Genomic DNA, 2506 nt, shown 5'->3' with positions numbered 1-2506 from the left:
CGATGGAGGACTGGCTGAGTGGTATCGCCCGCGCGCTGACCTTCTACGGCGGCGTTCCACAACTGATCGTGCCGGACAACCCGCGCGCGATGATCGCCGACCCCGACCGTTACGAGCCGCGCGCGGGCGACACCGTGCTGGACTTCGCGCGTCACTACGGCACCTCATTTCTGCCTGCACGCGTTTATCGCCCGCAGGATAAGCCGAAGGTCGAAGTGGCGGTTCAGGTGGTCGAACGTTGGATCATGGCGCGCTTGCGTCATCGCCAGTTCGAGTCGGTCCAGTCGGTGGACGACGCGATCCGCCCGCTACTGAAGAACTTGAACGAGCGCCCATTTCAGAAGCTGCCGGGATGCCGCGCCAGCGCGTTCACCGGATTAGACGCGCCGGCCCTACAGCCACTGCCGGTGCAGCCGTATGAGCTCGCGCGGTTCAAGGCAGTGACGGTCCACATCGACTACCACATCGAGATCGATAAACATCGCTACAGCGTCCCGCACGCGCTTGTCGGACTCAAGCTCGATGCGCGCATCACAGCGGGTGCCGTCGAGTTGTTGCATCGCGGTCGCCGTGTGGCCAGCCATGCCCGCAACGATCGTGTGGGAGGCTACACCACCGTCGTCGAGCACATGCCGGCTGCACACCGCGCCCATCTCGAATGGACTCCGCAGCGGCTTATCCACTGGGGTCAGCAGATTGGCGGCGCCACCGGCGCGCTCGTCGCACGGCTTCTGCCGGAACAGCGCCATCCCGAGCACGGCTATCGGGCGTGCCTCGGCTTGCTCTCACTCTCACGTCGTTATGGTCGCGACCGCCTCGAAGCGGCGTGTGCGTTGGCGCTCGAACTGGGTGTGCATCGTTACCGCCACGTGCGCGACATCCTCATCAACAACCGCGACCGCGCGGCAGCGACCACGCCTGTCGAATGGGTCAGTCCGAGTCACGCGCATGTACGCGGCTCCAGCTACTACCAATAAAGAGAACCCGCCATGATGATGCATCAAACCTTGACGCAACTAGGCGACGAGACGATCGCCGACGCAATGCTCGATCGCCTTATGCAGCGACATCACCGCATCAAACTGACGGGCGAATCTCTTAGAAAACCATCTCCGAAACCCAGCGTGCTCGAACCAGAACTCGACCAGAACTAGCAAGGAAATCTACAATCGACACCGCGCAACGCCCGACCAAGTCAAACGGTCACGTTCCCGAAATCGGCGGTCACGTTCGCCGAAATACGCAGCACCATCTCATTGATCTTTGCGCGCTGGTCGGCACGGTCGTCGTTGATCACGACGGCATTTACGACCCCAGGCGGGTCAACGATCGGCTTCTGCTGGGACTCAAAGGCACGATGTCGGAGTACGAGCTCAGTCTGTTGCGGCAGCGTGGCATTGCCGCGCGCGACTCGAAGGCCCAGCGAGGGGAATTGCGCTTTGCGCTACCTCCTGGCTACTGCTGGAACGAGCTGGGGCAGATCGAGATGGACCCAGACGAACGGGTTGCCGAGGCCATCCGGGTGCTCTTCCGTAAATTTCGTGAACTCGGCAGTGCCCGTCAGGTGCTGCTATGGGCCATACAATCGGAAGTCAAGCTGCCCGTAACGCGGCACGGCCCCGCGGGAATCCGGATCGAATGGAGCCGGCCTGCATATCACACGGTCGTCCAAATCCTGGAGCATCCGGTTTATGCTGGGGCGTATGTGTTTGGAAGGACGACCCAACGCACTGCGGTCGTTGACGGACGGGCTCGTAAGACTGAAGGCCACTCCAAGCCAATGAAGGACTGGAGCGTCCTGTTGCGAGACCACCACCCGGGGTACATCACGTGGGATCAGTTCGAGGAGCATCAGAGGATGATTGCCGAGAACACACACATGAAGAAGCGGGCTTCCCGTCGATCTGCTCGTGGCGGGCGGGCATTGTTGACTGGCCTGGCGCGATGTGGCCGGTGCGGTCGAATGATGCGGGTCAACTACGGCATGAGAGCCGGCCACGCACATCGCTATTATTGCCGTGGCGACGAAGCACATGTCGGAGCATTTCGCTGTATCGGAATCGGTGGAATACGTATCGACAATGCGGTGGCTGCCGCATTTCTCGAAGCGGTTTCGCAGCATGCGGTGGAAGCGGCCATTCGCGCTGCACAGCAAACATCGCGCGCAGGCGACGATGCGCGTCGCGCGTTAGCCTGCGAGCTCGAAGAAGCGCGCAACGATGCCTCTCTTGCCGCCCGCCGGTATGAGGTTGTGGATCCGACGAAACGATTGGTTGCACGCGAGCTTGAAGCGCGTTGGAATGCAGCCCTTGAACATGTCGCTCACCTCGAAGAGCGCACAGCGCTTCTGGACCGCGAGGTCGTAAACCGGCTCGCGAGGGGATGCGGACAAAATCTTGGACTACCTGGAGGTAGTCCGTGTACTCATACGAAGACCGCATTCAAGCAGTTCGGCTGTATCTGAAGTTGGGCAAGCGGATCAAGGCGACAATTAGGCAACTGGGTT

2 protein-coding genes and 1 pseudogene are annotated in these 2506 nt (G+C 61.1%); all 3 read left to right on the top strand.

The window, feature by feature from the left end; translation table 11 throughout:
• On the top strand, positions 1-977 hold a 977-nt coding region (locus IAG25_RS41010; protein ID WP_187609877.1), incomplete at its 5' end, for a Mu transposase domain-containing protein.
• Between the two features lie 39 nt (positions 978-1016).
• Positions 1017-1154: pseudogene (locus IAG25_RS41005) on the top strand (ATP-binding protein); the annotation flags it as partial.
• Between the two features lie 203 nt (positions 1155-1357).
• Positions 1358-2464: a recombinase family protein gene (locus IAG25_RS42205; protein WP_222946882.1), complete on the top strand. Its 1107-nt coding sequence runs from the start codon at positions 1358-1360 to the stop codon at positions 2462-2464.
• Positions 2465-2506: the final 42 nt, after the last annotated feature.

Origin of the sequence: Caballeronia sp. EK (assembly GCF_014384845.1) — a bacterium.
Classification (GTDB): Bacteria; Pseudomonadota; Gammaproteobacteria; order Burkholderiales; family Burkholderiaceae; genus Caballeronia; species Caballeronia jiangsuensis.
This window is presented reverse-complemented; position numbering and strand designations above follow the sequence as displayed.

Coding starts and splice junctions, on each gene's coding strand:
- IAG25_RS42205 (WP_222946882.1), top strand. CDS start 1,358: ATGTCGGAGTACGAGCTCAGTCTGTTGCGGCAGCGTGGCATTGCCGCG.